Below are 24,010 nucleotides of genomic sequence, written 5' to 3'. Positions count from 1 at the left end.
ACGTGAACGCCGGCGGCAAGCCCGCGTGCCGGACGGTGGTGAGGCTCAGAATGCCCGTGAGGCAGCCCGATCAACGGAATAATCGTCGAGATTTGGGGGATACGAAGTGCCAGGGCGCCAAAAGGCGCGGATGATAGTCATGTCCTGCTCCTGTTCCGGGCATCCCCGCCCGTGACGATGGATCGATATTCGACGGCAGGTCTCCTGGCTTGCGGATATCTGTCGTCCATCTGCCTTCCCGCGCCGGGCTGCGCAGTGGCATGGCACCTTTCGGCGCCACGAGGATGGACGGCAATCCGCTTACAGTTGCGGGGGCAGCCACGGTCTTGGATCCCCTTCGGGTCTCCGCACCGTGTTCCCATTTCATCCCTTCGCATTGAACTCGGGGAACCGTCACTCGCCAGATAAAGACCACTCGAGATCGCAGTCAAGTGGCGAATGATTGTGAGCGAGCCATTGGCTTCTCCCGATGTCGGCATTTATGTAATGTAATATCATTACATATGCAAAGGATGCTCACCTGTCCAGCGGCTTTCAATCTCAGCCGTCTTTTTTTGTTTCAGAGCCGGAGCGCAGCAAAATGCCGATGAAATATCAGGAGGGAAGGCTACTTTGGCTTGGTCGCGCAAATCGCATACCGATCCTGCACCATGCGCTCGAGCCCGCGCAGGAAGGGCATCTTGCGGGCTTGCGCCCAGTGGATGTCGAACAGCTTGCGATCGACGACAATGTCCTCGAAACCGGCTTGACGCAGCAAATCCACAATCGCTTCCGCCGGCATTCGTTCGGAGAAGTAGACCCGTGATCGGATGCTTTGATGCCGTGCCATCATCTCTGGCGCCATGTGGCTCACAAGCTGCTTGCCTGTCATTTTCGCCCAGAACTTCTGAAGGCTCTTGACCCAGGTTTCCTTGCCCATGTTTCCGTCGACGATCAGGACCTTCCCCCCTGGCTTCAGGACGGAGAGCCATTCGCGGAAAGCCGCCGGCGGATCGACCAGCGTCCAGACCAGGTGGCGGTTGGTGATGGCGTCGTAGCTCTCCTTCGGCTCCATCGTGTTTTCCGCGTCGCCCGAGACGAAACGGATATCCGCGCCTCGCGTCTTCGCCTTGGCGCGCGCCTGCGCCAGCATCGCATCCGACCAGTCGAGGCCCGTCACCCTGAAGCCAACGTTGTTCATCAGGTGCGAGATGACCGCCGTGCCGCAGGCGAGATCGAGTGCCGCCCGGCCTTCTCCTTCGCCCAGATGCTTCCTGATCAACCGTAGCCATCCTCTCCGCTCCTCTTCGGAGAAGATTTCATGGCCGACGCTCTCGTCGAACGTTGCAGCCCTTTCCGACCAGAAATCACGAATTTCATCGCGGATAGAGTAATTGGTGTTCATCAGGTTCATCACAGCCACCCCTGCACATCAGCACTTTGGAAAAGCTCTAAAACATAAAACTTGATTCCAAAAGTCATAATTCTTATGCCTGTTGACATTATCAGTCATCGGGGGAGTTTCCAGATGAATTTCATGAAGTTGTCTGCAGCAACTGCGGTTGTGCTTGGAGGCCTTCTGGCCTCGCCTGCAATGGCACAATCCTTCACGGTGAAGGACGTGGCTGGCCGCGAAGTAGCCTTCGACAAGCCGGTCGAGCGCGTCATCCTGGGTGAAGGCCGCATGCTCTACGCCGTGGCGCCGATCGAAAAGGAGGATCCCTTCGCAAAGGTCGTCGGCTGGCGTAACGACCTGTGGACGACCGACAAGGACGGCTTCAACACCTATGTCACGAAGTTCCCGAAGGGCAAGGAACTTCCCTTCCTCGGCAACCTGACGGATGGCACGCTACAGACCGAGACGGTCGTCAAGCTCAATCCCGATGTCGTGCTGCTCCCGATTGGCAACAAGCAGGCCGCCGACGAAGTCAAACTCGAGGATATGCTGAACGGCATAGGCGTGAAGATCGTCTATATCGACTTCCGCGAACACATTCTCGACAATACGGAACCGAGTCTGAAGATTCTCGGCAAGATCCTTGGCCACGAGGACCGTGCCGAAGCCATCGCCGCCTACTGGAAGGAGCAGATGGCGCGCGTCACTGAAAAGCTCAAGGCGGCCAATCCGCCGAAACCCAACGTCTTCATGTACCGCGCTGCCGGACTCGTGGAGTGCTGCGGCACGTTCGGCCCGGACAATTTCGGCCTGATGGTGGATTGGGCCGGCGGCCACAATCTCGGCTCCGATTTCCTGCCTGGCTACACGGGCTCCATCAATGCCGAACAGGTTGTTGCTTCCAATCCGGATATCGTTGTCGTCACGGGATCCAATTGGAGCCAGACGAAAAATGCCAAGGACTATGTGAACGTTGGCCCGAGCGCCGCGTCCACCTTCAACGATAGCCGCAAGGCACTGAATGCGCTGATGGAAAATCCTGCTTTCACCGGTTCGAAAGCTGTCGCCAGTGGCAATGTTCATGCGATCTGGCATCAATTTTATACGAGCCCCTATCAGTTCGTCGCCGTGCAGCAGATGGCCAAGTGGTTCCACCCGGACCTTTTCGCCGATCTCGATCCGGACGCCACCTTCAAGGAATTCCACGAGAAGTTCCTGCCGGTCGCCTATCAGCCGGGTTATTGGATCAACGCGAAAGAGGATCGGTAAGCGCCGATGGCCGAGGTCGCAGCTCCGTCGATCGAAATCGAAGCCGGGCGGGAGCGCTATCGCGCCCTCGCCCGGCGCAAGCTGACAATTCTTGCGGTGATGACGGGCGCGCTTTGCCTGTCATTTGCCGTCGATCTCGCCTGGGGGCCGGCCCGCTACGACCTCGGTGAAGTCGTCGCTGCCCTTCTCGATCCGTCCTCCGTCTCGCCGCAGGTCCGGGCCGTCGTCTGGGATATCCGCATGCCGGTCGCCATCATGGCAATCGTGGTCGGCGCCGCTCTTTCCGTTGCAGGGGCTCAAATGCAGACGATCCTGGCCAACCCGCTTGCGAGCCCCTTCACGCTCGGCATTTCGGCCGCGGCGAGCTTCGGTGCCGCGCTTGCGATCGTCACCAGCGTCTCGCTCCTGCCGGTTGCGGCCGGTATGCTCGTGCCTGTCAACGCCTTCATCATGGCATTGATCGCCACGCTTTTCATCCATTTCATCTCGCAAGCCCGCGGCGTTTCGGTTCAGACGGTCGTCCTGCTCGGCATTGCTCTGGTTTTCACCTTCAACGCCCTGCTCGCCTTCCTGCAGTATCTCGCCACCGAGCAGGCTTTGTCGGCGGTCGTCTTCTGGACGATGGGAAGTCTCACCAAGGCGACCTGGCCGAAGATCTGGGTCACGCTTGCCGTCCTTCTGATCGCCCTGCCGCTGTTTGCGCGCAATGCCTGGGCTCTGAGCGCCATCCGTCTCGGCGAAGACAAAGCCGCCAGCTTCGGCGTGAACGTCCGCCGCATCCGGCTGGAGACCATGCTGATCATCTCGCTGCTGGCCGCTGTGCCGGTGAGTTTCGTCGGCACGATCGGCTTCGTGGGCCTCGTCGGACCGCATATCGCCCGTATGATCCTAGGCGAGGATCAGCGCTTCTTCCTGCCGGGCTCGATCCTCTCCGGCGCACTCCTGCTCTCGCTGACATCGATCGTGTCGAAATCGATCATTCCAGGCGTGGTTTTTCCGATCGGCATCATCACCGCGCTGGTTGGGGTACCTTTCTTCTTCTCGCTTATCCTCTCCAACAGGAGCCGCTCATGGTAGCGTTGCAGTTGCAATCGGTCGGCGCCTACCACGGTCGCAAGCTCTTCGTCGAAGGCGTGACGACACCGATGATGAAATCCGGTGAAATGATCGCGGTGATCGGTCCGAACGCAGCCGGCAAGTCAACGCTCTTTAAGCGGATCACCGGCATACTGAAGGGGCCTGGCAGTGTTGTGATCGACGGAGCCAGGAGAGGGAATGCCATCGGCTACATGCCTCAGGACACTTCCGCCAACGCCGTTCTGACCGTGTATGAGTCTATCCTGCTGGCCCGCAAGCAGGGCCAGTCCTGGGCCGTCAGTGACGGCGATCTGCGTTTCATCGACGAGATCATGAAGGCGCTGAATATCACTTCGATCGCCTTCCGAGACCTTGGCGCACTTTCCGGTGGCCAAAGGCAACTCGTCTCCATAGCCCAGGCGTTGATCCGGGAACCGGAAATCATGCTGATGGACGAACCGACCAGCGCGCTCGACCTTCATCGCCAGGTCGAGGTGCTCGACTTCATGCAGCGCCAGGCGCGCACCAAGGGCATGATCGTGCTGATTGCAATCCATGACCTCAATCAGGCGCTGCGCTTTGCCGACAAGGTGTTGGTCATCGCCAATGGCCGCATGCGCGCCTGCGGCAAGCCTCGCGACGTGGTCACCGCCGAAATGTTGCGCGAGGTCTACAAGATTCATGCGCGCATTGAAAAATGCTCACTGGATCATGATCACGTCATCGTGGATGGAACCGCACACTGACGACCGAAGGCTTGACTTAGCCCTCGCGGCTGCCGACGCCAATGGTAGGCGTCTGAGTTGCCTTGTCGTGACGAAGGCCGCACGATGATGAGCAGGCCGCAAAGATCATCATACTAATCGCGCTGGGATCAGGTCACTTGAAGAGACCGGTCGCTTGAGCCTGATCGACCTCGAGCATCAACTTATCTTTTGAGCAGTGAACCGCTCTGGACACGAGCAGCGGCATAAGATTCTTGCGTCCGATAACGATAATTGGTCGGGGAGAGATATCCGCCGTCGACTCGTCCATTGAAACGAAGCCCTATTTGTCATACATGTCTGATGAATCGAAATTTCAGGATTGCACATTGAGGTGGTGCTCCGAAAGGCCAATGCAAAGGGATCAAGGCGTGGCAGTACAAATGAAGGATCGCAGCAGGGGTCCCGGATCGCTGGTCTCACAAGTTGGAGAAAGCCTTCGGCAGGCTATCTTGAGCGGTCAATACTCTCCCGGCGACAAGCTTCCGAGCGAAATCGAACTGACCGAGACGCACGGCGTCAGCCGCACCGTGATCCGGGAAGCGGTCGCGGCACTTCGCTCCGATGGGCTTGTCGAAGTGCGCCAGGGAGCCGGGATATTTGTTCTCGGCACCGAGGCGTATCCATCGCTTTCCGGACGACGGGTCGACAAGGCGCGCGTATCCTCCGATCTGGAAGTCCTCGAAGTCCGCGCGCCGCTCGAGATCGAAGCGGCAGGCCTTGCGGCGCTGCGCCGGTCGCCGGCGCAGGAGGAGGCGATTTTCGAGTGTCATCGGAAAATTCTCAGATGCATCGAGAATGATGAATCGATCCGCGAAGCGGATCTCGCCCTCCACTTCGCCATTGCCGAGGCCACCAATAACCCGCTTTTCAAGCAGCATCTGGAGTTCCACGGTTCCGCGGTCATTCCCCAATCAAAGATTGTCAACGAGTCGCGGGCGGCCGAACAAACCGCTTATCGAAAAATGATCCACAAGGAGCATGAGGCAATCGTCGTGGCGATCTCCGATCGGGACGAGGAAGCCGCACGCAACGCCATGCGCGACCATTTGAGAGGCAGTCAGATCCGATATCGAGACCTGCTCAAGGACTTCCGAACATTTCCGGGCTAGGTCAGCCAGCACCTTACATGGGTGATCCTCGCCACCCATACCCGGCCCTAGTCAACGTCTCTTCCCCACACTTCGATCTGTGTCAACGCCGGAAAGAATGAAGGGTCTTCGGCCTTGACGAGGCTGTGCAAGCGGATCCATTCGACAGTCCTGGGCCTTATCGAAAAGGATTGCCCTGCCCCTGACTTAGCCAATGGAAAGCAAGCGGTTTCGCCGTCCGAAAAGGTGATGCTTGCCTTTTTCCACCATGAGTCATGCGGGAAATCCGCTCGCAGATAGAAGACGACTTCGTCGATCCGAACCTGACGACCGAACCCCACCGTGAGTGCCGCTTCCGGATTTCTATTGATACCCCAGCTCGTGTAGGGCCAGAAACCGTGATTGTCGTTGGCCTTCTCGCCGTCGATCGCATTGCGCGCGGCAAACACCGCTTCGCCGCGCGTCTCCGCATTGGCTTTCACATGCGGGAACAGCGTCGTATTGGCATGATCATCCCATGGATTGAGAGCCAGGTTCCTCCGTGAGGCGATCTCGTCCGGCCGGGCCTTGCGCACATGGAGCCGGTGGATATCACCCTGAAATGCACGGGGGGAATAGCAGGCGCGCTTGTCGCCGAAAGGGACTTTGAGAGAATAGCAGGGACTCTTGAGGTAGGCTGCCGCAGAGCCGATCGTGTCGTCAAGCGCGAGAACGACATGTCCCGGTTCCGATGCCAATACAACGATCCGATCACCTTCCCGGTAGTCCTGGCGGTAAACGAGAAAGACCTCGTCCTTTCCTGTCGCACTTGCCAGGACGGTCCCATTGACGCCAAGGACCTTCAACGTCAACTCCATCCCGTCCTCCTCAGGCGATCCGTAGTGTCAGTTTTTTTCCGGCAAGAGGGATAAGCAGCCGGTAGATCCTGGCGGGCCAGGATTCCCTCAACCGTGCATCCTCTATCTCGATGGGCTCCACTTCCACTCTGCCGGCGCCTTGCAACTCGATCCGGCCGAGGGGCGGCACTTCGATCACCCCCGTCGCGACTGATGGTTCGAAGCAGGTCATGAGCGACAGAACAGCCGGCAAATCCCCTTCACAAATATCCGAAATCTCCACGTGGCGCCCCCGAAGGAGTGAGACAACGCGCCGGTAGCTATGGACCTGCGCCTCCGGCGGATAGGCGCCGGCGATATCGAGGGAAATGCGCGCTTCCGCCTCATCGAAACTGGTCTCCACATCCCGCGCAGCAAAGCCTTCGCCATCCGACTGCATGACGCCGCCGAAGGTCGGCAGGTTGTGAAATGCCGACTGCATCGTCCATATCTCGTATCGTCTCGGAGAAAAGGTCTTGGCAGTGTAGGTTTCGACGCCGACATCGATGAGGAATGGCTGGCCATCCTTATAGAGCGTCACGCTTCCGACGTCGTTGTGGTTGTGGCTTTCGCCGTTATGGCCACCCTTCACTGCGAGCGCGAAGTGTTCGTCGCGTGCAATGAGCAACTCGATGCCGGGATAGAAGATATCGCGTGCCGGAATCTGATCAGGTTTATCGGAGATCTTCGGTCCCGCCAGCAACTCCTGCACCCGGTACCAAAGATTCCATTCCTGCGGCAGGTGCGGGTTTTCCGCACGCACTCTGTCGGCTGCGGCAAACGATGCCAAAGCCTCTGATCCGACCGCCTTGCCGAAGAGATACTCGCGCATGCTGCAGGGCTCGACGATCGCAGAGGAATCCGCGAAATTGAAATAGTGACGGCCGCAAACATGCATGTTGAGAATATATTCGGCCATGTTGCGGATTTTCGGCTCGCTCCGGAGGGACGTGAAAACGCCCGGTGCTGCAGCATCCAGGATGGTCATCGCGCCATGCACGCAGAGCGCGGCATGCCGGTAATAGACAACGCCTTCCTCGCAAGCACCATCCTCGGCATAATCTTTCAGAAAAGCATCGAGGCTGCGGAGGGCCTTTTCGACGACTTTCCGGCGCAGTTGCTGCTCAGTGCGAAGGGAGAAAACGGACAGAAGGACATTCTGGGTTATCCAGGCCGTCCAGTTGTTCATCCGCTCGCTGCCGCGGCCCATCCACCAGAAATGCCTGGCCAAGTAAGGTTCAAAGATGCGAACCCCGATCTCCCGTTCGATACGGGCGACGATCTCGGGGCTCATCGCATCCAGTTCGTTCCGCATCAATGCCACGACAGTGGCAAGCAGCGCTGCGGTTTCGGCTGCAAAAAGATCGATCACGGGCCGGGCGGTATCGGGAAGAGCAGAACGCGGGCCACCCCTCTCATAGGAATTGTGTGCCGGCAACTGCCAGCCGCTTTCCTCGGCAATCAGGAAAATGCCGTCGACGATGGCCGGTAGGAAGCGTTTCCTCCCCTCGATCAACTCCCCGAGCACAAGGTTGTTCAACATGCGTCGCCGGCTGAAGTAAAGCTCCTCGAAACGGGACCGATTGCCCGTTTCACCGTATTCCCGGTAGTCGGATGCCAGGATAAGCGACCATGGCCGCTTGAGCGTTTCTTCGGCATCCTGAAGAACCACGGCGCGAAGGGGAGCGGGCACAGCAGTCCAGGCAGCGCGGTCCGAGAAAGGAGCACCGGGGCAGAAATCGACCAAATTGCCTGGCAGCTTCCCCGTCATCTCACCGAACATGTTCCTCCTCCCAAAGCGCAGCCAGTTTCAGATCGCAACCCTCACCTATCATACGTATTCTGCCGTCGCCACAAAATTCATATGATTTATTCATAACTTGTTTGACCAATGTGGAAGATATGCTATGTGGTGCAGCAGCAGGAGGCAGGGAGGAGCGCAAGGATGCGCCCGTAGGCAAGAACGGAATTGCGTGCCTGGCGGCTTTCATGTCGCAGGCGGTCAGCCGGGAGGAGAGGATCGGTGTCCATTTCGAATACGGCCACGGCGATAGACCATGCACCGGCAGATCCCCGGCGCAAGGTGAAGGCCTTGTCAAAGCGCCGCCGCAAGATACAGAATGCGCTGGTCGCCTATTCCTTCATCGCACCGAATTTCATCGGCTTCGCCGTCTTCACTCTCGGACCGATCGCCTTTGCGTTCGCGCTGGCCTTCATGCATTGGGATGGCTCCAACGCGATCACCTTCGCAGGGCTGGATAATTTCTGGCGGCTTTTCGAGGACAAGGCCTTCATCGCCGCTTTCTGGAACACCATCGTCTACACGGTCGTTTCCGTGCCGGCGACGCTTCTCTGCGCGCTCGGACTCGCAATCCTTTTGAACCAGAAGATCTTCGGCCGCGATTTCTTCCGAACCGCGATGTTCTTCCCATATGTCGCGTCGCTGGTCGCCGTGGCCGTCGTCTGGAACATGATCTTCAATCCCGAAATGGGACCGGTGAACATGATCCTCTACACGCTCGGCCTCGATCCAAAGGACATGCCGGGCTGGGCGGCCGACCGGCATTGGGCCATGGTCACGGTCGTCCTCTTCGGCATCTGGAAGAGCATGGGCTATTACATGGTCATCTATCTGGCCGGCCTGCAGGGCATCAATTCCGAACTCTACGAGGCGGCCGACCTCGACGGCGCCAATTCCTGGCAGAAATTCATTTATGTTACCGTGCCGCAGCTCGCGCCGACCACATTCTTCGTGACGGTCATGCTGACGATCCAATCCTTCAAGGTATTCGATCAGGTCTACATGATCACCCAAGGCGGTCCGGGCACATCCACGCTCGTCCTCGTTTACCACATCTACAACGAAGCCTTCATCTCCTGGGATCTAGGCTATTCCAGCATGATCGCGCTGGTTCTTTTCTTCCTCGTGCTCGCCGTCACGGTCATCCAGTTCCGCCGTCAGAGGGAGGACTGAGGTCATGAGGATCGCCGGACGCAAAATCACGGCCAAGACCGTAGCCATCTATACGATCGCCATCGTCATCACCGCAGTGATGCTGATGCCCTTCGCCTGGATGCTGTCGGCTTCGCTGAAGCTCAGCCGCGACGTCTTCGCCTTCCCGATCGAATGGATCCCGTCCGAGCCGCAATGGCAGAACTACGTGGACATCTGGACGAAGATTCCGCTGGCGCTCTTTATCTATAACACGTCCAAGCTGACCATCATCGTCACGCTCCTCCAGCTCCTGACGTCGAGCTTCGCGGCCTATGCCTTCGCCAAGCTCAACTTTCCCTACAAGAACACGCTCTTCCTCGGCTATATCGCAACGATCGCCATGCCCTGGCAGGTCTATATGGTGCCGCAATTCCTGCTGATGCGGGAGTTCGGGCTCAACAACACACATCTCGCGCTGATCTGCCTGCAAGCCTTTACCGCCTTCGGCGTCTTCCTGATGCGGCAGTTCTATATGTCTATCCCGACGGAACTCTGCGAAGCGGCGCGCATCGATGGCATGAACGAGTACCAGATCTGGGCGAAGATCATGCTGCCGCTCTCGAAGCCGGCGCTTTCGACGCTGACCATCTTCACCTTCGTCACCACCTGGAACGACTTCCTCGGGCCGATGATCTATCTCACCAAGACCGAGCTGAAGACCATCCAGATCGGCCTGCGCATGTTCATTTCCCAATATTCGGCTGAATACGGACTGATCATGGCCGCCTCGGTCGTAGCACTCATCCCGGTTCTCGTCGTCTTCCTGTCTCTGCAGCGCTTCTTCGTCGAGGGTGTCGCCTCGTCGGGTCTCAAGGGTTAAGTCCATGAATGCCGCCTCGTCCGTCGCCCCGCAGCCGATCACCGATACCGAGGTTAAGACCGCGCTCGATATCGCCGTCGAGCAGGTCAGGCGGAATCTGCCGGAATTCACCTATGTCTCGCAGAATCATTCGAGCGTCGGCAATGTCTATCCTGCAGTCGAAAACAACCAGTGGACCGCCGGCTTCTGGCCCGGAGAGATCTGGCTCGCTTTCGAGCATACCGGCGACAAGATCTTCCAATATGCTGCGCAGATCCAGGTCCAGAGCTTCCTCCACCGGATAGAGAACCGCATCGAGACGGATCATCACGACATGGGGTTCCTCTATTCGCCGTCCTGCATCGCCGCATGGAAACTGGTCGGCGATGAGGATGGCCGCAAGGCTGCGCTACTCGCGGCAGACCAGCTGATCGAGCGCTTTCAGCCGATCGGCCGGTTCATCCAGGCCTGGGGCCGCAAGGGCGTCGCGGAAGAATACCGCTACATCATCGACTGCCTGCTCAACCTGCCGCTCCTCTATTGGGCGAGCCGTGAAACGAACGATCCGAAGTATCGCGATATAGCGCTGATGCATGCCCGAACGACGCTAGCAAATTCCATCCGGCCCGATGACTCTACTTATCATACCTTCTACCTGGACCCGGTGACGGGAGCACCTGTCCGTGGCGTGACAAAACAGGGATACAGCGACGAAAGCGCCTGGGCGCGTGGCCAGGCCTGGGGCATCGCCGGGATGGCGGTTTCCTACCGATATGAACGGATCGAAGAATATCGCCAGACCTTCGATCGCTTGTTCGCCTTCTATCTCAGGCGCCTGCCGGTCGATATGGTGCCCTATTGGGACCTCATCTTCTCGGACGAGGACGGCGAGCCCCGTGACAGCTCCTCCGCTTCGATCGTCGCCTGCGGCCTGCTCGAAATGGCTGATCTGGTCGAGCCTGAGACCGCATCGCAATACCGCGAAGTGGCACGCCGCATGATGAAGAGCCTCGTGGATCGCTACGCCGTCAAGGATCCCGCCGTATCGAACGGCCTCGTCCTGCACGGGACTTATTCGAAGAAATCCCCCTACAACACCTGCCGCGGCGAAGGCGTCGACGAGTGCGTCTCCTGGGGAGATTACTATTACATGGAAGCTTTGACGCGCCTTTCGCGCAACTGGTCTTCCTATTGGTGAGAGGACCTGATGGCCAGCATTTCACTCAGGAAACTGAACAAGACCTACGGCGCGCTGACCGTCGTGCACGACATCGATCTCGAAATCGCCGACAAGGAGTTCATCATCCTGGTCGGCCCCTCTGGCTGCGGCAAATCGACGACACTGCGCATGATTGCCGGGTTGGAGGAGATTTCCGGCGGTGAGCTCAAGATCGGCGGCGACGTGATGAACGATGTTCCCTCCAAGGACCGCGACATCGCCATGGTCTTCCAGAACTATGCGCTTTATCCGCATATGACCGTTTACAAGAACATGGCCTTCGGCCTGCAGCTCCGGAAGGCGAAGCGGGACTTCGTCGACAGCCAGGTGCAGGAAGCGGCAAAGATCCTCGATATCACGCATCTGCTGAACCGAAAGCCGAAGGCTCTCTCCGGCGGCCAGCGCCAGCGCGTCGCGCTCGGCCGCGCCATGGTGCGCAATCCGGCCGTCTTCCTGCTGGATGAGCCGCTTTCCAACCTCGACGCGAAGCTGCGCGGCACGATGCGCGCCGAAATCACCAAGCTCCACAAGCGGCTCGACGCGACCTTCATCTATGTGACCCACGACCAGATAGAGGCCATGACCATGGCGGACCGGATCGTGGTGATGAAGGACGGCCATATCCAACAGGTCGATACGCCGCAGAACCTTTATGACCGGCCGATCAACATGTTCGTGGCCGGCTTCATAGGCGCACCGCAGATGAACATGCTGCGCTCATTGATCCAACGTCGCGGCGATGGTTATGTCGCACTCTTCGACGGCCGGGAACTGCCGCTGCCGGCCCATTTCGACAAGAGCCGCATTGCACCTTACGAAAATCGGGAACTGGTGCTCGGCATCCGCCCGGAAAACTTTCACGAGCTGCCGCCGGCCGACATCCCTGCGGAGAATCTGGCCCCGTTCAAGGCGATCGTGGAGCTGGCTGAGCCAATGGGCTCGGAAGTGCATCTGAACATGGTGGCGGGCGGGCGCGGTCTGATCGCTCGCGTCTCACCGCGGTTCAAGGCAGGAATCGGAGACGAAGTCATGCTCGTCGCCGACATGAGCAATATGCAGCTGTTCGACAAGGAGACGGAGCGCTCGATCCTGTATTGAAGCTCCGCGGGGAGAGGCCATGCAATGGCTGCGCGACATGTGGACAAAGGAAGGACGGGGCATTCCCAAGGATGCCCCAAAGAAGACCGGGCTTGCCCTGTTCGCAGAAATTTTCGCGCGTGAATGGTGGGAAATGGTCAAACTCAACATCCTGTTCATTCTCGCGGCGATGTTCGTCGTGACCCTGCCGGCGGCAATCGCCGCAACTGCGCGTATTTGCGTCGCTTTCGTCGAGGACCGCAATATCTACCTGCTGCGTGATTTCAGCGAAGCATTCATCCGCTATTTCTGGCGCGCCACGGGGTGGGGGCTTGCTTTCACCGTCGCCCTTGGCGTGGGGGCCTACGCGACTGCGAGCTACGCTTCCGCGGCCAGAGATAATCTGGCTTTGGTGGCGCCCTTGACCGTCAGCTTCGTCGTGACTGCCGTCATTGCGGTCATGGCATGTCACGTCATCGTCCTGATGGTGATGCGCGATCTTCCGGCGTTGAGGCTGCTGCGCCTCGCGGCGATTGCCTCAATTATCCGCCCGCTTCCGGCGCTTGCGGCAATCGCCTTTGTATCGGCCCTCTGGCTCGCCCACATCGCCTTCTATCCGGTTTCCGTCTTCATGCCGGCAACGCTGAATTTTTCACTTGGAATGTTTGCCGTCGCATTCGGCGTTCATCGGGCGACGACGATGGTTCTAGCCCTGCCAATCGCAATGCAAGAGCAACGCGAGCCGCACGCCCGCAACACGACACAAAACATCTAATCCAGAAACACTCAGGGAAGGAGAATCGGAATGTCTTTGGATCATTTTGGGAGAACAATGAAACTTGCCTTGGCCGGACTGGCCTTGGCCACGACGGCCGCGGGTTCTGCGCTAGCCCAATCAGCCGACGCGGTTACACTCAAATGGGCGCTCTGGGATTGGGACAAGGTCGCCTATTACAAGCCGTTGATCGAGGCTTACGAGAAAAAACATCCGAACGTCAAATTCGAGCCTGTCGATCTCGGCTCGCAGGACTACCAGCAGATGATTTCAACGCAGTTGACCGGTGGATCGAAGGATATCGACATCGTCACGGTCAAGGACGTTCCCGGTTATGCCAACCTGGTGCGCGCCGGTTCGATCAGCGATCTCAGCGGCTTCATGAAGGAGCAGAAGATCGATGCGGCGCCCTTCGGCGGCCTGATCGAGGAACTGACGGTAGATGGCAAGATCTATGCCCTCCCCTTCCGGTCCGACTTCTGGGTCGTCTATTACAACAAGGACATTTTCGACAAAGCCGGCGTGCCCTATCCGACGAATGACATGACCTGGGCGCAGTTTGACCAGATCGCCACCAAACTCACCGGCGGCATGGGCACGAACAAGACCTATGGCGCCCTTTTCCATACCTGGCGCTCGACGGTGCAGCTGCCCGGCATCCTGGACGGCAAGCATACGCTGGTCGATGGCGATTATGCCTTCCTCAAACCCTGGTACGAGCGGGCGCTTGCCCTGCAGAAGGACGGTGTGGTCCCGTCCTATGCGTCGTTGAAAACCTCCAATACCCATTATTCGGCTCTGTTCTTCAACGGAACGATCGGCATGTTGCCGATGGGCACCTGGTTCATCGGCACGCAGATCGCCAAGGTCAATTCAGGCGAGTCCAAGAGCAAGAATTGGGGCATCGTGAAGTATCCGCATCCGGAAGGCGTGCCGGCCGGGACCACCGCAGCGCAGATCTCCGGCCTGGCCGTCAACGCGAATTCCGATCACAAGGAGGTGACGCTTGATTTCATAAAGTTCGTCACCGGGCCGGAGGGGGCGGCAATCATCGCGTCCACCGGTACCATTCCGGCCCAGCGCACAGACGATGTCGGCGAAAAGATCGCGTCCGTTCCCGGCTTCCCGCAGGATGCGAACAGCAGGGCGGCACTTGAGGCTGGCAAGTCCTTCCTGGAAATGGCGGTGAACCCGAACGCGGCAAAGATCGAGGTCGTGCTGAACCGTACGCATGACGCGATCATGACGGACAATATCTCTATCGATGAGGGCCTGACGGAAATGACGGAAGGCGTGAAAGCGATCAAATAACTCCTGCCATGATTGACCGCGGGACTGCTCCTCTCGCGGTCAACTCTCTTTGGACATATTCCTGGATATCGCTCGTGATTTACGATCCCGCTCAGGCCAATCCTCTTTTCGGCAACCCCCTGAAGACCCGTGACGACCTTTCGAGGGCGATCATCGATCTTTTCAAGCCGATCTTGCCTTATTTTTCCGAAGGCGGTGCTCGCGTACGCCTGAGCGCAACCGGCGCTCTCTTCGATAGGGCCGCGGCCGATCTGGAGGGTTTTGCACGACCGCTCTGGGGTATTGTGCCCCTGGTTGCCGGCGGTGGCACTTTTCCGTTCTGGGATCTGTATCGACGCGGCCTCGCAAATGGCACCGACCCCTCCCATCCTGAATACTGGGGCGACGTTGCCGATCGAAATCAGCGGCTGGTGGAACTGGCTGCCATCGGTTTTGCTCTCGCAATGGTTCCGGAGCATATCTGGGAACCGCTGGCCCCAAAAGACAAGGGCACAATCGCAGCCTATCTCGTCAACGCCCGCGAGCGCGAGTTCGTCGACAACAACTGGAAATTTTTCCGCGTGCTGGTCGACCTTGGGCTTGAGCGCGTCGGGGTGGACTTCGACCGGTCGAAAACCACGGCCTACCTCGACGAACTGGAGGCATTCGACATCGGCGACGGCTGGTATCGCGACGGACCGGTGCGCCGGGTCGATCATTACATTCCCTTTGCCATGCATTTCTACGGCCTGATCTATTCCGCCCTGGCGAAAGGCGACGAGGCCCGCAAAACCCGCTTCCGGGAGCGCGCACGAACCTTTTCCAGAGATATTCGCCACTGGTTTGGCCCGGATGGAGCAGCGCTCGCCTTCGGACGCAGTCAGACCTATCGATTTGCCGCCGGCGGCTTTTGGGGAGCACTCGCCTTCTCCGAAGTCGAGGCACTGCCCTGGAGCGAGATCAAGGGCTACTATATGCGGCATATCCGCTGGTGGTCGGACAAACCGATCGCCGATCGTGATGGTGTCCTCTCGATCGGCTACGGCTATCCGAACCTCTTGATGAGCGAGAGCTACAATTCGGCGGGATCGCCTTACTGGGCGCTCAAATTCTTTCTGCCTCTGGCGCTGCCGGCCGATCATCCGTTCTGGACCGCGGAAGAAGCGCCGGCGCCAGAATTTCCACAACCGGTTCCGCTGAAGGGGCCGGGCATGGTCGCCATGCACACGCCTGGAAATGTGGTAATCCTATCGTCCGGACAGCAGCACGACAAGATGCGCGGGGCGAACGAGAAATACTCGAAATTCGTCTATTCGACGCGCTACGCCTTCAATATCGAAGCCGATGACCGGCATTTTGCTGCCGCCAGCTTCGACGGCATGCTTGGATTGTCCGACGACGACGTGCACTTTCGCATGCGGGAGACCTTGGACGAGGCATTGATCGCCGGTGACCGGCTTTATTCGCGCTGGTGTCCCTGGAGCGACGTGGTTGTCGAGACCTGGCTTCTGCCTGCGAATCCATGGCATATACGCGTCCATCGGATCACCACGCCGCGAGGGCTGAAAACCGCCGAGGGTGGCTTTGCCATTGAGCGTGCCGATTTCAATGTGGATCGGGCTGAGCAGTCGGAAGGCCGGGCGATATGGCACGGCCAAAGCGATATCAGCGCCATCATTGACCTTTCACCGAATGTGCGGCGGGCGGGTTTTGCGATGAGCCCTATTGCCAACACGAACCTGATTCATGCGAAAACGCTGCTGCCGCAATTGCGCGGCGACATCCCCGCAGGTACGACGGTATTGGCGACCGCCGCTATGGCACTTCCCGTCGGCGATGATGCGACGAGATCGCTCCACGCTTCACTCATATGTCCTGACATCGGCGAGCTTGAGCAGCTCTTTCTCCGGAGAGGTTCACCCGTTTCTGCGTTCAAACTCGAGTTATAGGCTCTTGGTAGAAACGCAGAAGACCCGGCCAAATGCAAAGCGCGGACGTCAGGACCGACGCTTTGCGACGCGAAAGGAAAAGACATGACCGCCACCGTTCAAACGCGCCATGCAATCCACTACAGCCAGTCCGAACGTATGACAGGCGCAGAGATCAGGGAAAACTTCCTGATCGAGACGCTTTTCGTCCCAGGAAGCCTCCAGGCGGTCTATACCCATTATGATCGGATGCTCGTTGCCGGTGCCATGCCCACGAACGGTCGGCTGATCGTCGGCGAAGAACTGGCAAAGCTCGTCGGGACCGATTATCTACTGGAGCGCCGTGAGCTCGGTCTTATCAATATCGGTGGCCCGGGCCGCGTCATGGCCGATGGCACGACTTGTGATCTCGAACCCATGGACGGGCTTTATCTCAGCCAGGGAACGCAGGAAATCGCCTTCGAAAGCGTTGACCCGTCGACACCTGCAAAATTCTATATCAACAGCGCGCCAGCTCACACGAGCTTTCCATCGCGGATCGTCAGCAGAATGGACGCGATCGAGAACGATCTCGGGGACGGCGCCACCTCGAACAAGCGCAAACTTTACCAGTATCTCCATCCGAAGGTTCTGCCGACCTGCCAGCTCCTGATGGGACTGACACGGCTCGAAACCGGCAGCGTCTGGAATACCATGCCGGCCCATCTGCATGATCGCCGCATGGAAGCCTATCTCTATTTTGACCTGCCGGAAAACGCGTTCGTCGTGCATCTGATGGGACGCCCCGAGGCCACGGAGCATCTGATCGTCAGAAGCGAGCAGGCTGTCCTTTCTCCGCCGTGGTCAATCCATTGCGGCGCAGGCACCTCTGCCTATGCTTTCATCTGGAGCATGGCAGGAGACAATCAATCCTTCACCGACATGGACATGGTCGACATGAAGAGCCTTCGGTAGGAAATAGCGTGGGCTGTTGAAAGAGCGAACCTTCGCCTTCGTCGGATAAGACGCACGGACAGGGACAGGGAACTGATCCTTCCACGGCTTGATTCGGCTGGGGCGCTGCCGCTTGCCAACTTCTCCAGTATCAGAATGATTTTCTTAACCTTTGCGACCTTTATAGATTTTGTTTGATCCGAAGCGGCGCTTGAGGTACCTCTTTTCGCGCCGAGGTGATTTTTGAAATTTTATCGCGGGGACATCATGACGGCGATCACTTACGCCCCTTTTCGGAGGGCAGCCTGCCTGGTTGGATTCGCCCTTCTGGCTGGCTGCACGTCGTCTCAGACGACATCGTCAATCACCAAGGATTCCGTGAAGACGAATACCGCGTCGATTGAAAGCGCGAAGCAGGTGTACACCTATACCGCAACTGACCGCGAATGCTTGAAACGGGCGATGTATTTCGAATCCAAGCGGTCAAGCAAAGACGGCTTCATGGCCGTCGGCAGTGTGGTGATGAACCGCCTGACTTCCGGTGCTTATCCGGAGACGATTTGCGGCGTTGTTTCGCAAGAGAAGCAATTCGCGCCGGGCGTGATGACACGCGTGATGAAAGAAGAAACGGCGCCTGAACTGAATGCTGCTGCAGACGCCATCCTTCGAGGCGAACGAAATCCCGAAGTGAAGGAAGCCATGTTCTTCCATCAGGATGGGCTGAAATTCCCTTACGACAACATGCACTATGTGACCGTGGCCGGTGGCAATGCGTTTTACGAGAAACGCGACGACGAAGGTGATCTGCAGACCCCTGCCCCAAAGCCGGCGGATGAATATATCCTCGCCTTCGCGCCGCATCTTGCCGCTTCGCCAAGCATGGTGGCCGTGAACGATGTCGGAGCAAGTGCCACGCAGGCAGAAGGGGATGATCTCGTGCTTCCGCTTGATGCCCCGGTTCCCATTCAACGACCCCAGCCTGCAAGCATGTCCGCCACAGGGCAGATGGCTCTGGCTCAGCCGGAAGTGTGGTCCTTGCGCCCCGCCGGGAAGTGATCTGCGTCGGGCCAAGTCAAGGCTCGCTTCCGTGGCTGTGGACATCTTCCCGGGCAGGTAACGTCCCGATTGCCTCGCCGATTTGCTGGCCATAGAAAGTCATGCGCCACTTTAAGGGGAAGCTGGCGGAATATTTCGGGGGCTAGTCAATGAATTCGCGTTTTTCTTGCGTGGCCGCACTCGGTGTGCTGGCCATGATCATGGTCGGCTGTACGACGACGGAAGAAGCCAACCAGGCGATCCAGTCCAAGTGGATCGGCCAGCCGGTCGATTCCTTCTTCACCTATTACGGGCCGCCCGTTTCGTCTTTCCCGCTGAACGACGGCGGAACGATCTATACCTGGGTCGGCGGCGAGACGACGCGTTATATTCCAGCCCAGTATCAGACACCGCAACCCGCCAAACAGGATGCGAACCGGGTTATGCGCACGACGACGGAAACGCAGAAAAAGGCGGATGGCAGCACCGTCACGACCACCAAAACCTCGTCTTTCGGCATTTCGGCTCAACCGGCCGCGCCACAGATGATTTCGCCGGCCCGCACCGAGGATCTCTTCTGCGAACTGCAGATTACAACCGGCGCCGACAAGATCATCCGCATGCTGCGCGCGACGAAAGACACCGATGGCGAAGGTTTCAGCTTCTCGCGCTGCGCCGAAGTGATGGGTGTCAAGAAGTAGGCCGCGTCAACGCAGCCTTACATGTTCCATCCGAAAGCCAAGGCCGATGAGGCGTCCTGCCAGATGGGCAAGCACTGGCCATCGGGCAATGCCGCGGATAAAGGCGGGCGGGCCTTTTCGTCTCTGCTCGTCCGCCTGATCGGCGCGGCGGCGGCTGCGCATCATCAGCTGCAACTTCTGTGTCGCTTTGGTCGGAAAGCCGCGGCGTTTTTCCACGGCCGCCAGATCGGCATCGGAAAGGCGGTTTTCCCCTAATGGAGCCGCCAGGATGTTGGCTGCCGCCACGGCATCCTGGATTGCCAGGTTAACGCCGACACCGCCGATCGGCGACATCGCATGTGCCGCATCGCCGATGCAGATGAGTCCCGGTCGCCACCACTGTTTCAGTCTGTCGATGCGGACGGTGAGCAAGCTCGTATCGTCGAATGTCCGGATTTCCTGCATGCGGTCCGCCGGCAGCGGCGAAACATCGATCACCATCTGGCGGAAGACCTGGATGCCTTTCTCGCGGATTTCGGCAAGCGTTCCCTTGCGGATGACATAGCCGCATTGCCAATAGTCACCGCGATCGATCAGCACGAAGCCCTGTCGCGGACCGGCATGCCCCATCACTTCGTTTGGATCGCCTGGCTGTTTCGAAAGCTTCATCCAGACCACCTCGCTCGGAATGCCGAAACTTTCGACGATGAGCCCCGCCTTCTCCCGCACTACCGAGTTCCGGCCGTCTGCACCTATAACGAGCCTGGAATGGACGGTGAGACTGCCTTCGGTCGTTTCTGCCACGAGGCCTGAAATCCGATTACCCTCTTCCAACAGTTCCGTGACCTTTGCATTCATGATCAGCCGGAAATTCGGATATCCCTGCGCTTGAGCTGCAAGGAAGCTCAGGAAATCCCATTGCGGCATGAAGGCGATGAAGCGGTTCTTCACCGGCAGGCGGGAAAAATCGGCGATGGTAATCGTTCGGCCCGCCATTTCAGCGGACAATTTCGGCGCCCGCGTATGCGGCAGTTTCAGGAACTCGTCGATGAGGCCGAGTTCCTGCATCACTTCCATGGTCGACGGGTGAATCGTGTCGCCGCGAAAATCCCGCAGGAAATCGCCATGCTTCTCTATCACCACGACATCGACCCCCGACCGCGCCAGCAGATAACCGAGCATCAGGCCCGCCGGCCCGGCTCCTGCGATCACGCATGTGGTCTTTATTTCCTGTCTCGCACTCATGACCTATTTCGCTTGAAGTCACTTCCCGGATCAAGCAGCACTTGGTCGCGGCCTGATGAAATTCAAGCCTTGTGAGCTGCGACTTTCGCTTGTAGACCTGCGGCAGCTTTATGAAACGGAAGATATCATGGCCGGTACCGGCAAACGCCGCATCAGCATTCTTGGCTCCACAGGCTCGATCGGCGTCAACACGCTCGATGTCGTGGATCAGCTCGGCGGTCGTGAGGCTTTTGACGTCGTTGCGATCACCGGCAATGCCAATATCGCCCTCCTGGCCGAACAGGCTAAGGCCTGCGGCGCGAGACTGGCCGTCACTGCCGATGACGCTCAATATTCTGCCCTGAAGGACGCGCTTGCGGGCAGCGACATTGAAGTGGCCGCCGGGCGCGACGCACTGATCGAAGCGGGCGCGCGGGATTCCGACTGGGTCATGGCGGCAATCGTGGGCACTGCGGGGCTCGCACCGACGCTGGCCGCCGCACAACGAGGCGCCGACATCGCCCTTGCCAACAAGGAGTGCCTGGTCTCTGCCGGTGAGCTTTTTATCAACGCGGTTGCCGAAGGCGGCGGGCGGTTGATTCCGGTCGACAGCGAGCACAGCGCAATCTTTCAGTCGCTGGAAGACGACCAGCATCATGCCGTGGAACGCATCGTTCTGACTGCATCAGGCGGCCCCTTCCGCACCTGGACACGCGAGGCGATGGCGGGCGTTACGGTAGAGACCGCCCGTGCCCATCCTAACTGGTCGATGGGATTGAAGATCTCGATCGGCAGTGCCTCCATGTTCAACAAGGCGCTGGAGATGATCGAGGCGAAACACCTCTTCGATCTGAAGCCGGACCAGATCGAGGTGATCGTCCATCCGCAATCGGTCATCCATTCCATGGTCGGGTACACGGACGGCTCGGTGCTTGCCCAGCTCGGCTGCCCGGACATGCGCACCGCGATCGGTTATGCGCTCACTTATCCGAACCGGCCAAAGCTCAATGTCGAACGGCTGGATTTCGCGAAACTCGCACGTCTCGATTTCGAAGCCCCGGACGAAGTGCGCTTCCCTGCACTGCGGCTCGCGCGAACGGCGCTTGAACGCGGCGGCATACAGGGCGCAGCCATGAATGCAGCAGAAGAGACCTCCTTCCACGCCTTCTGTGCCGGCCGCATCGGCTTCCTGAATATGGCCGACATTACCGAACAGGTGATGGACAGCATGGCAAATTACGGCGCAGCCACGACCATGGACGAGGTTTTCGCGGCGGATGCAGAAGCCCGCAGGCGGGCCGGTGAAATCATCGCGAAAAATGAAATGGCCGCATAAGCGGCCATTTGGCTTATCCGATTTTCAGACCGGTTACGCAACGTGCCTTGCCAGCGCACAACGCGACCAGAGCTGGTGCAGCGAGCCGACCAGATGCTCGATATCGGCATCCGAATGCAGCGGAGTCGGAGTGATGCGCAAGCGTTCGGTCTTCTTCGCCACGGTCGGGTAGTTGATCGGCTGGACATAGATGTCGCAGGTATCGAGCAGGATATCCGAAATCCATTTGCACTTTGCAGCATCGCCGACCATGACCGGCACGATATGGCTGGGATTGTGCATGTGCGGAATGCCGCGCTGGTCGAGCATGGTGCGCAACTTGCGAACGCGATCCTGATGACGGACGCGCTCGAAGGGGCTTGCCTTCAGATGCCGGATCGAAGCAAGCGCACCGGCAGCCAATGTCGGCGGCAGTGCCGTCGTAAAGATGAAGCCGGAGGCGAAAGAGCGAATGAAATCGCAAAGTGCTGTGGAGGCAGCGATATAGCCACCCATCACACCGAACGCCTTGCCAAGCGTCCCCTCGATGACCGTCAGCCGATCCATCAGGCCTTCGCGCTCGGCAATGCCGCCGCCACGCGGACCATACATGCCGACTGCATGCACTTCATCGAGATAGGTCATCGCTCCGTATTTGTCGGCCAGATCGCAGATTTCCTTGATCGGGGCAATATCACCGTCCATCGAGTAGACGGATTCGAAGGCGATCAGTTTCGGCGCGCTCGGATCGGCGGCCGCGAGCTTCGCCTCCAAGTCATCGAGATCGTTGTGCTTCCAGATCACCCGTTCGCATTTGGCGTAGCGGATGCCCTCGATCATCGACGCATGGTTCAGCGCATCGGAGAAAATGATCAGTCCCGGGATCTTCTGGCCGAGCGTTCCAAGCGTTGCCCAGTTCGACATATAGCCCGAGTTGAAGATCAGGCCCGCTTCCTTGCCATGCAGATCGGCAAGCTCGCGCTCGAGGAGAACGTGGTAGTGCGTCGTTCCAGAAATATTCCGGGTGCCTCCCGCACCCGCGCCACAGTGATCGATGGCTTCCTTCATCGCCTCGATCACGGCGGGATGCTGGCCCATGCCGAGATAGTCGTTGGAACACCAGACGGTTACTTCCTTCGGACCGTCGGGAGTGTGGCGTGTGGCGCGCGGGAAATTGCCACGATGCCGTTCGAGATCGGCGAACACCCGATAACGACCCTCCGTGTGAAGCCCGTCCAGTTCGCTCTTGAAAAATGCCTCGAAATCCATGTCACACTCCAGAACCTGCTTTGGTTTTGGTTTCAGTCGCGCTTTTCGTCAACCCCGCGATGCGTGATAAAACCCACCTGCGGCAAAAGGCCCGTATTTTTGAATTATTCCAATAAAAGACTTAGCCAGTATCGGCAATGTCATAATTGATCCACGTCAATGAGGAAGGAAAGAGCAGCGCCTGCGCTCCTTCCTTTCCGGTTCGGATCGCGACTGGTTATCAACCCGCAGCAACGACGGCTCGTTTCGCCATGACCTTCACGAGGTTGGCGCGATACTCCGCATTGGCATGCAGGTCCGAGAGAAGATTGGACGAATCCACCGGGATGTTCGACAGAGCATCGGCTGACCAGCTGGAAGCGAGCGCCTGTTCGAAGCCCGAATGGCGAAAGACACCGTTCGAGCCGGCGCCGGTCACGGCAACACGCACGCCGCTGGACGTCTTTGCCACGAAGACGCCGGCCATCGCGAAGCGCGAGGCCGGATTGTTGAACTTCGCATAACCCGCCTTTTCCGGCGCATCGAAGGAGACCGCGGTCACAATCTCGCCTTCCTCAAGGGCGGTCTCGAATAGGTCCGTGAAGAACTCATCCGCCGCGATCGAACGTCGGTCGGTAATCACCGTCGCAGCAAGGCCAAGTACGCCAGCCGGATAATCCGCCGCCGGATCGTTATTGGCAATCGAGCCCCCGATCGTGCCCATATGGCGCACATGCGGGTCTCCGATATGGCTTGCGAGTTCGCAGATCGCAGGGCAAATAGAATGAAGTTCACGGGAACCGGCGACATCGGCATGCGGCGTGGCGGCGCCGATCGTCACCTTGCGGCCGTCGATCGAAATCCCGCGCAGAGCCGCGATATGCCGGAGATCGATGAGATCGGTCGGCGCGGCGAGCCGCTGCTTCATGGTCGAGATCAGCGTCATGCCGCCGGAGAGATATTTACCCTCCTCATGCGCGGCGCGGAGTTTGACGGCATCTTCCACGGAGGAAGCCCGGTGATAGCTGGTTGCATACATTG

General features: G+C 58.7%; 21 protein-coding genes and 1 riboswitch. Of the genes, 15 read left to right on the top strand and 6 right to left on the bottom strand.

All coding sequences use genetic code 11. From position 1 onward, the window contains the following. Positions 1-176: 176 nt before the first annotated feature. Positions 177-410: riboswitch (cobalamin riboswitch) on the bottom strand. Positions 411-607: 197 nt separating this feature from the next. Next, entirely contained in the window at positions 608-1,393 is a 786-nt protein-coding gene (locus tag JL39_RS24595) for a methyltransferase domain-containing protein (protein WP_037156905.1), read from the bottom strand. Positions 1,394-1,507: 114 nt separating this feature from the next. Here JL39_RS24595 and JL39_RS24590 point away from each other — a divergent pair, with 114 nt between their 5' ends. From JL39_RS24590 to JL39_RS24575, 4 genes are all read left to right on the top strand, one after another. Continuing rightward, complete coding sequence (locus JL39_RS24590) at positions 1,508-2,644, top strand: ABC transporter substrate-binding protein (RefSeq protein WP_037156903.1); 1,137 nt, start codon at positions 1,508-1,510, stop codon at positions 2,642-2,644. A 6-nt stretch (positions 2,645-2,650) separates the two neighbouring features. Then, positions 2,651-3,721: an iron ABC transporter permease gene (locus JL39_RS24585; RefSeq protein WP_037156901.1), complete on the top strand. Its 1,071-nt coding sequence runs from the start codon at positions 2,651-2,653 to the stop codon at positions 3,719-3,721. Continuing rightward, on the top strand, positions 3,715-4,467 hold the full coding sequence (locus JL39_RS24580; RefSeq protein WP_037156899.1) for an ABC transporter ATP-binding protein: 753 nt from the start codon (positions 3,715-3,717) through the stop codon (positions 4,465-4,467). Before JL39_RS24585 ends, JL39_RS24580 begins: the two co-directional genes overlap by 7 nt. 371 nt (positions 4,468-4,838) lie before the next feature. Then, positions 4,839-5,597: a FadR/GntR family transcriptional regulator gene (locus tag JL39_RS24575; RefSeq protein WP_037156896.1), complete on the top strand. Its 759-nt coding sequence runs from the start codon at positions 4,839-4,841 to the stop codon at positions 5,595-5,597. Positions 5,598-5,644: 47 nt separating this feature from the next. On the opposite strand, the gene JL39_RS24570 is transcribed toward JL39_RS24575, so the two are convergent. Beyond that, complete coding sequence (locus JL39_RS24570; RefSeq protein WP_037156893.1) at positions 5,645-6,433, bottom strand: carbohydrate-binding protein; 789 nt, start codon at positions 6,431-6,433, stop codon at positions 5,645-5,647. A gap of 10 nt (positions 6,434-6,443) precedes the next feature. Continuing rightward, a complete protein-coding gene (locus JL39_RS24565; protein WP_037156891.1) occupies positions 6,444-8,234 on the bottom strand; it encodes a heparinase II/III family protein in 1,791 nt (596 codons plus the stop codon). A gap of 240 nt (positions 8,235-8,474) precedes the next feature. On the opposite strand from JL39_RS24565, the gene JL39_RS24560 reads away from it, so the two are divergent. From JL39_RS24560 to JL39_RS24515, 10 genes are all read left to right on the top strand, one after another. After that, positions 8,475-9,425 (top strand): sugar ABC transporter permease, encoded by a 951-nt coding sequence (locus JL39_RS24560; RefSeq protein ID WP_037156889.1) that lies wholly within the window; start codon positions 8,475-8,477, stop codon positions 9,423-9,425. Positions 9,426-9,429: 4 nt separating this feature from the next. Beyond that, the gene (locus JL39_RS24555) at positions 9,430-10,266 is read left to right on the top strand and encodes a carbohydrate ABC transporter permease (protein WP_037156887.1); all 837 of its coding nucleotides are present in this window, start codon (positions 9,430-9,432) and stop codon (positions 10,264-10,266) included. Between the two features lie 4 nt (positions 10,267-10,270). Beyond that, positions 10,271-11,443 carry a glycoside hydrolase family 88 protein gene (locus tag JL39_RS24550; RefSeq protein ID WP_037156885.1) on the top strand — a complete coding sequence of 391 codons (1,173 nt, stop codon included), beginning with the start codon at positions 10,271-10,273 and terminating at the stop codon, positions 11,441-11,443. 9 nt (positions 11,444-11,452) lie between these two features. Beyond that, positions 11,453-12,562 (top strand): ABC transporter ATP-binding protein, encoded by a 1,110-nt coding sequence (locus JL39_RS24545; RefSeq protein ID WP_037156883.1) that lies wholly within the window; start codon positions 11,453-11,455, stop codon positions 12,560-12,562. A gap of 19 nt (positions 12,563-12,581) precedes the next feature. Beyond that, a complete protein-coding gene (locus JL39_RS24540; RefSeq protein ID WP_037156880.1) occupies positions 12,582-13,316 on the top strand; it encodes a DUF624 domain-containing protein in 735 nt (244 codons plus the stop codon). A gap of 30 nt (positions 13,317-13,346) precedes the next feature. Further along, positions 13,347-14,627 carry a sugar ABC transporter substrate-binding protein gene (locus JL39_RS24535; protein WP_037156878.1) on the top strand — a complete coding sequence of 427 codons (1,281 nt, stop codon included), beginning with the start codon at positions 13,347-13,349 and terminating at the stop codon, positions 14,625-14,627. Positions 14,628-14,701: 74 nt separating this feature from the next. Beyond that, on the top strand, positions 14,702-16,555 hold the full coding sequence (locus tag JL39_RS24530) for a DUF2264 domain-containing protein (RefSeq protein ID WP_037157299.1): 1,854 nt from the start codon (positions 14,702-14,704) through the stop codon (positions 16,553-16,555). Between the two features lie 84 nt (positions 16,556-16,639). After that, positions 16,640-17,488 carry a 5-dehydro-4-deoxy-D-glucuronate isomerase gene (kduI, locus tag JL39_RS24525; RefSeq protein ID WP_037156877.1) on the top strand — a complete coding sequence of 283 codons (849 nt, stop codon included), beginning with the start codon at positions 16,640-16,642 and terminating at the stop codon, positions 17,486-17,488. Between the two features lie 246 nt (positions 17,489-17,734). Beyond that, positions 17,735-18,523 carry a cell wall hydrolase gene (locus JL39_RS31280; RefSeq protein WP_081952987.1) on the top strand — a complete coding sequence of 263 codons (789 nt, stop codon included), beginning with the start codon at positions 17,735-17,737 and terminating at the stop codon, positions 18,521-18,523. Between the two features lie 149 nt (positions 18,524-18,672). Further along, positions 18,673-19,203, top strand: a complete 531-nt coding sequence (locus JL39_RS24515; protein ID WP_037156875.1) for a hypothetical protein — start codon at positions 18,673-18,675, stop codon at positions 19,201-19,203. Positions 19,204-19,209: 6 nt separating this feature from the next. Here JL39_RS24515 and JL39_RS24510 read toward each other — a convergent pair whose 3' ends face one another. Next, positions 19,210-20,427 (bottom strand): FAD-dependent oxidoreductase, encoded by a 1,218-nt coding sequence (locus tag JL39_RS24510; RefSeq protein ID WP_037156873.1) that lies wholly within the window; start codon positions 20,425-20,427, stop codon positions 19,210-19,212. A gap of 124 nt (positions 20,428-20,551) precedes the next feature. On the opposite strand from JL39_RS24510, the gene dxr reads away from it, so the two are divergent. Then, a complete protein-coding gene (gene dxr, locus JL39_RS24505; RefSeq protein ID WP_152601269.1) occupies positions 20,552-21,742 on the top strand; it encodes a 1-deoxy-D-xylulose-5-phosphate reductoisomerase in 1,191 nt (396 codons plus the stop codon). A gap of 33 nt (positions 21,743-21,775) precedes the next feature. On the opposite strand, the gene hemA is transcribed toward dxr, so the two are convergent. Together hemA and JL39_RS24495 are read right to left on the bottom strand one after the other, a co-directional pair. Next, positions 21,776-22,990 (bottom strand): 5-aminolevulinate synthase, encoded by a 1,215-nt coding sequence (gene hemA, locus JL39_RS24500; RefSeq protein WP_037156871.1) that lies wholly within the window; start codon positions 22,988-22,990, stop codon positions 21,776-21,778. A gap of 220 nt (positions 22,991-23,210) precedes the next feature. After that, positions 23,211-24,008 (bottom strand): xanthine dehydrogenase family protein subunit M, encoded by a 798-nt coding sequence (locus JL39_RS24495; RefSeq protein ID WP_037156869.1) that lies wholly within the window; start codon positions 24,006-24,008, stop codon positions 23,211-23,213. Positions 24,009-24,010 lie beyond the last annotated feature (2 nt).

The sequence above is a fragment of the Rhizobium sp. YS-1r genome, from assembly GCF_000757525.1.
Classification (GTDB): Bacteria; Pseudomonadota; Alphaproteobacteria; order Rhizobiales; family Rhizobiaceae; genus Neorhizobium; species Neorhizobium petrolearium.
This window is presented reverse-complemented; position numbering and strand designations above follow the sequence as displayed.

What these genes read in the sequence shown, in the direction of transcription:
- hemA (WP_037156871.1), bottom strand. Translation starts at nt 22,990, where the DNA reads ATGGATTTCGAGGCATTTTTCAAGAGCGAACTGGACGGGCTTCACACG.
- JL39_RS24570 (WP_037156893.1), bottom strand. Translation starts at nt 6,433, where the DNA reads ATGGAGTTGACGTTGAAGGTCCTTGGCGTCAATGGGACCGTCCTGGCA.
- JL39_RS24595 (WP_037156905.1), bottom strand. Translation starts at nt 1,393, where the DNA reads ATGAACCTGATGAACACCAATTACTCTATCCGCGATGAAATTCGTGAT.
- kduI (WP_037156877.1), top strand. Translation starts at nt 16,640, where the DNA reads ATGACCGCCACCGTTCAAACGCGCCATGCAATCCACTACAGCCAGTCC.
- JL39_RS24575 (WP_037156896.1), top strand. Translation starts at nt 4,839, where the DNA reads ATGCAAAGGGATCAAGGCGTGGCAGTACAAATGAAGGATCGCAGCAGG.
- JL39_RS24585 (WP_037156901.1), top strand. Translation starts at nt 2,651, where the DNA reads ATGGCCGAGGTCGCAGCTCCGTCGATCGAAATCGAAGCCGGGCGGGAG.
- JL39_RS24590 (WP_037156903.1), top strand. Translation starts at nt 1,508, where the DNA reads ATGAATTTCATGAAGTTGTCTGCAGCAACTGCGGTTGTGCTTGGAGGC.
- JL39_RS24580 (WP_037156899.1), top strand. Translation starts at nt 3,715, where the DNA reads ATGGTAGCGTTGCAGTTGCAATCGGTCGGCGCCTACCACGGTCGCAAG.
- JL39_RS24545 (WP_037156883.1), top strand. Translation starts at nt 11,453, where the DNA reads ATGGCCAGCATTTCACTCAGGAAACTGAACAAGACCTACGGCGCGCTG.
- JL39_RS24540 (WP_037156880.1), top strand. Translation starts at nt 12,582, where the DNA reads ATGCAATGGCTGCGCGACATGTGGACAAAGGAAGGACGGGGCATTCCC.
- JL39_RS24495 (WP_037156869.1), bottom strand. Translation starts at nt 24,008, where the DNA reads ATGTATGCAACCAGCTATCACCGGGCTTCCTCCGTGGAAGATGCCGTC.
- JL39_RS31280 (WP_081952987.1), top strand. Translation starts at nt 17,735, where the DNA reads ATGACGGCGATCACTTACGCCCCTTTTCGGAGGGCAGCCTGCCTGGTT.
- JL39_RS24550 (WP_037156885.1), top strand. Translation starts at nt 10,271, where the DNA reads ATGAATGCCGCCTCGTCCGTCGCCCCGCAGCCGATCACCGATACCGAG.
- JL39_RS24535 (WP_037156878.1), top strand. Translation starts at nt 13,347, where the DNA reads ATGTCTTTGGATCATTTTGGGAGAACAATGAAACTTGCCTTGGCCGGA.
- JL39_RS24510 (WP_037156873.1), bottom strand. Translation starts at nt 20,427, where the DNA reads ATGAGTGCGAGACAGGAAATAAAGACCACATGCGTGATCGCAGGAGCC.
- JL39_RS24515 (WP_037156875.1), top strand. Translation starts at nt 18,673, where the DNA reads ATGAATTCGCGTTTTTCTTGCGTGGCCGCACTCGGTGTGCTGGCCATG.
- JL39_RS24565 (WP_037156891.1), bottom strand. Translation starts at nt 8,234, where the DNA reads ATGTTCGGTGAGATGACGGGGAAGCTGCCAGGCAATTTGGTCGATTTC.
- JL39_RS24555 (WP_037156887.1), top strand. Translation starts at nt 9,430, where the DNA reads ATGAGGATCGCCGGACGCAAAATCACGGCCAAGACCGTAGCCATCTAT.